This is a genomic window from Escherichia sp. WS338, assembly GCF_046486405.1.
GTDB lineage: Bacteria > Pseudomonadota > Gammaproteobacteria > Enterobacterales > Enterobacteriaceae > Escherichia > Escherichia coli.
The window spans coordinates 1-1,810 of record NZ_JBJQLL010000093.1 but is presented as its reverse complement, the minus strand read 5'-3'; the positions used below and the strand labels follow the sequence as shown (position 1 = coordinate 1,810).

At 56.0% G+C, this 1,810-nt stretch carries 1 protein-coding gene; it reads right to left on the bottom strand.

From position 1 onward, the window contains the following. On the bottom strand, positions 1–1,810 hold a 1,810-nt coding region (locus tag ACJHWT_RS25360; RefSeq protein ID WP_410232387.1), incomplete at both ends, for a tail fiber protein.

Sequence of the window (1,810 nt, the reverse complement as noted above, 5' to 3'; positions counted from 1 at the left end):
TACTGGTATAATCCCATTGAATATTTACACCAGTCGCATAATTTCCGATTGCAACGTAAATATCGTAAGTATCACCAGATGTATTGACCCAGGCAAAATTTGTAAACCCTGTCGATGTGCGCTGCCATAAAGCACCAGTAATCCCCTTCGGATTACCATTACCTGCACGCAAAACAAGTTCAGATATACCTGCCTGTTGAGGTGACCCCACGTTAAATCCCGCGCCACCAATCAACGTAATTGAAACAACAGAACTCGCCTGTGGCATGGTTACCGTTGCTAATTTGAACCAACCAGCACCACCGCTGAATGACATTGTTGTTGAGTTAAGCGTACCAATATCTTTCGGCGTCAGTGTTATATCCGCTGAAAGCGCCTTACCATTCACCTTACGGGCAGAAGGTACCCGACCATTCGCATTATCATTAGCTGCTTTCACTGCTTTCGGTGTCGCGGCAAGCGTTTCAGATGCGCTGTTGGTTGCACTACTGAGCTGGACAATTCCTTTTTGTGCTGTCGTAGCGTCCTGAGCAGTATATTTCCCGTTAGCAAGGTCATAGGCTGCCTTTACCGACTTTGGCGTTGCCGCCAGCATTTCAGATGTGCTGTTGGTCGCGTTGCTAAGCTGAACTATCCCTTTCTGTGCTGTCGTTGCATCCTGTGCGGTGTATTTCCCGTTAGCCAGCTCATACGCGGCCTTAACGGCTTTTGGCGTTGCCGCCTGTGACTCGGAAGTGCTGTTGGTCGCGCTGCTTAGCTGGACTATCCCCTTTTTCGTCGTGCTCGCATCCTCAAGCGCCACGGCGGATGCAATATCCTCTGCCCGTTTTGCCGCTGTCTCGGCGCGCGTTGCCGCGGATTCCGCCGTACTTTTGCTCTGAGCTGCCGCCGTCGCACTGCCAGCTGCCTCTGTCGCCTTCGTGGATGCCGTCGTGGCGCTGCCCTTTGCTGCTGACGCCTGTCTGGTCGCCTCATCTTTTGAAGCAGACGCAGATGATGCCGATGACGCCGCCGAACTGGCTGACGATGCGGCAGCCGTTTTTGAGGATTCTGCGCTGGTTTCCGACGCTTTCGCGTTCGTTTCGGATGTCTTCGCTGCGGAAGCAGAACTCGCTGCTGCGCTGGCCTGTTCAGTGGCTTCGCCAGCCTTCGTTGTGGCTGTTGAAGCAGACGATGCAGCACTTTCTGCCGATTTTCCGGCGGCGGTGGCACTGGCTGAGGCCTGCCCGGCACTTGTTGACGCGGCACTGGCAGATAATGCAGCCGCTGTTTTTGAGCCTGCCGCAGCTGAGGCGCTCTGTCCCGCTGCCGTTTCAGAAGACCTAGCGTTCGTCTCGGACGTTTTTGCCACCTTCGCAGAATTTGCTGCCGCCGTTGCCGAGGAAGCGGCACTACTGGCGCTCGAGGCTGCGTTCGTTTCTGATGATTTCGCTGCCTCTTTTGAGGCCGACGCATCCCGTGCTGAAGTGGCTGCTTCTGACGCTTTCGTGGTCGCGGTGGATGCAGAAGTGGCGGCTGATTGTTGTGACGCTGAAGCATTCGTTTCAGACGTTTTCGCGGCACCGGCACTGGTAGCTGCCGCGCTTTTTGAGGACTCTGCAGCGGCAGCACTTTTTTCCGCTTCAGTGGCCTTTGCTGATGCCGTTCCTGCGCTGGAAGACGCTGACTGAGCCGACGACGCGGCCTGTCCGGCTGACGTGCTGGCTGCGCGTGCTGAGTCTGCAGCATCAGTCGCATGGGTTGCCGCCTCACGGGCAGATGTGCCGGCATCGCTGGCTGACTTCTTTGCGGCTGCCGTGTTCTGTGCCAC